At 73.8% G+C, this 2671-nt stretch carries 2 protein-coding genes; one reads left to right on the forward strand and one right to left on the reverse strand.

What is annotated here, in order from left to right; genetic code table 11:
* On the reverse strand, positions 1-1094 hold a 1094-nt coding region (locus F2B26_RS15600), incomplete at its 3' end, for a DEAD/DEAH box helicase (RefSeq protein WP_159810916.1).
* A gap of 462 nt (positions 1095-1556) precedes the next feature.
* On the opposite strand from F2B26_RS15600, the gene adhP reads away from it, so the two are divergent.
* Positions 1557-2585, forward strand: coding sequence for an alcohol dehydrogenase AdhP (gene adhP / locus F2B26_RS15605; RefSeq protein WP_201292783.1), 1029 nt, complete (start codon positions 1557-1559; stop codon positions 2583-2585).
* Positions 2586-2671 lie beyond the last annotated feature (86 nt).

Raw genomic sequence — 2671 nt, forward strand, 5'->3', positions numbered from 1 at the left:
CGGGTGAACGCCGGCGCGCGAGCCCCGGCGGCCACCAGGTCGGCGAGCAGGTCGGCGACCTCCGCGGTCGCGGTGCGGCGAGGACGCTCGACGGTCCCGTCCACCGGGCCGTCCCCGTCGTCGAACCCCGCGCCGCGCCCTCCGTCGGACCTCGCGCCGGGCCCCTCGGCGGACCGGTCGGACGAGGACCCGTCGGCCGAGGCCTGGTCGGTCGGGGGTCGGTCGGCCGCGGCCCCGCCGCCCAGCGGGGAGAACCCGGGCAGCTCGGGTGGTTGCCACAGCACCACGGTCCGCCGTCCGGACGGCGCGGTGTCGTGCGTGATCGCCTCGACCTGCGCCGGCTCGACGCCGATGAGGCGGGCGGCGCTCAGCGCCGGGTCGCTCGTGGTCGCCGAGGCCAGCACGAACGTCGGGTCGGCGCCGTAGGCCGCGGCGACCCGACGCAGCCGGCGCAGCACGAGGGCGACATGCGCCCCGAAGACGCCCCGGAAGGCGTGGCACTCGTCGACGACGACGTAGCGCAGACCGCGCAGCAGCCGGGCCCAGCGCTGGTGGGCGGGCAGCAGCGCGAAGTGCAGGAAGTCGGGGTTGGTGAGCACCACCCGGGCGTGCTCGCGCACCCAGCGCCGCTCGTCCCGGCCGGTGTCGCCGTCGCACGTGGCCACGTGCACGTCGCGCACCCCGGCGGCGGTGAGGAGCCGGTGCAGCCCCGCGAGCTGGTCGGCGGCGAGCGCCTTGGTGGGGGACAGGTAGAGCACCCCGGCCCGGGCCGGTGCGTCGATCCGACCGGTGTCGTGGCCGGCGCGTGCGGCGGTGAGCGCTGGCAGCCAGAACGCCATCGACTTGCCCGAACCGGTCGAGGTGGCCAGCACCGTGTGCCGGCGGGCCCACACGGCCTCGGCGGCGAGGGCCTGGTGCTGCCACGGCAGCTCGACGCCGAGCGCGCGGTACCCGTCGACGACCTGCGGGTCCGCCCAGTCCGGCCACGGCGCTCGCGTCCCGGACCGGGCCGCGATCTGGCGGACATGGGTCACGCGGTCGGCGCGTCGACCTCCGTCGACGAGCACGTCGTACAGCTCGTCGGTGCCGACCACCCGTCCAGTCTCGCACTCGTGTCATCGCCGGCTGCGCACGACGACAGCAGTCGGAGCCCGACGATCGCGAGGACGAGCCCGCCCAGCACGGCGGCCCGTCTGCGGTGGACCAGGCCCCTGGGGCGGTCCGTGACGTCCTGATTGCCCCCAGTCACAGGACCTGAGTCTGCACCGTCCGCCGGGGGCGCGGGGGCAGGGGCCGTCGACCGAGGGGGCCGGACGGGGGTCTCCGCGCCACGGCGGTGGTCGCTGTGGTCTGGCTCACGTGCGAAGGGGGACTTTGGTCCCAGCCCCGACCTAGGACGAAAGTCTCAGGCGGGTTGGCCGGGTGTGGGTGTCTGCAGGCCCCCAGAACTGCAACGGGGCTGCAACGTCGCCTTCCTAGCGTCGAGATCGGCGCTCGAACCGGGCGCCCGTACACACCGGCGTCGACGACGACGTCGGACGTCGAAAGGCAACCTCATGAGCGAGACCATGCGCGCCGCGGTCGTCCACCAGGCCGGCGGCCCTCTCACCATCGACGAGGTCCCGATCCCGGTCCCGGGCCGCAACCAGGCCCTGGTGAAGGTCGCGACCTCGGGTGTCTGTCACACCGACCTGCACGCCGTCGAGGGTGACTGGCCGGTCAAGCCCGGTCTGCCCTTCATCCCCGGGCACGAGGGCTACGGCGAGGTCGTCGAGCTCGGCGCGGGGGTGACCTCGCTGCGGGTCGGCGAGAAGGTCGGCAACGCCTGGCTGTGGTCGGCCTGCGGTGAGTGCCGCTTCTGCCGCACCGGGTGGGAGACCCTCTGCGAGAAGCAGCTCAACGGTGGCTACTCGGTGAACGGCTCCTTCGGCGAGTACATGCTCGTCGACGCCACCTACGCCGCCCGCATCCCGGACGGCGCCGACCCGGTCGAGGTCGCCCCGATCCTGTGCGCCGGTGTCACCGTCTACAAGGGCCTCAAGGTCACCGACGCCCGGCCGGGCGAGTGGGTGGCGATCTCCGGGATCGGCGGTCTGGGCCACATCGCCGTGCAGTACGCGCACGCGATGGGCATGCGGGTGGTGGCGATCGACGTCGACGAGACCAAGCTCGCCCTGGCCCGCAAGCACGGCGCCGAGATCACGGTGAACGCCCGGACCGACAACGTCATCGAGGCGGTGCAGGACCAGACCGGTGGTGTCGACGGCGTGCTGGTGACCGCCGTGCACCCGGCCGCGTTCGGCCAGGCCATCGGGCTGACCCGGCGCGGCGGCACGATCGTGTTCAACGGTCTGCCCCCGGGTGAGTTCCCGGCCTCGATCTTCGACGTCGTGCTCAAGGGTCTGACGATCCGGGGCTCCATCGTCGGCACCCGGCAGGACCTCGCCGAGGCGCTCGAGTTCTTCGCCACCGGCAAGGTGCACCCCACCGTGGCCAGCGAGCCGCTGGGGAACATCAACGACATCTTCGACCGGATGAAGCACGGCAAGATCGACGGTCGGATCGTGCTCGACCTCGACGCCTGACGTTTGTCGGGGCCCGGCCGCTGCGGCGGCCGGGCCCCCGCGCGTCCCGCGGCGCTCTTGCCCGCGCGTCCCGCGGCGCTCAGCGT

It is taken from the genome of Cellulomonas citrea (genome assembly GCF_009829685.1).
GTDB lineage: Bacteria > Actinomycetota > Actinomycetes > Actinomycetales > Cellulomonadaceae > Cellulomonas > Cellulomonas citrea.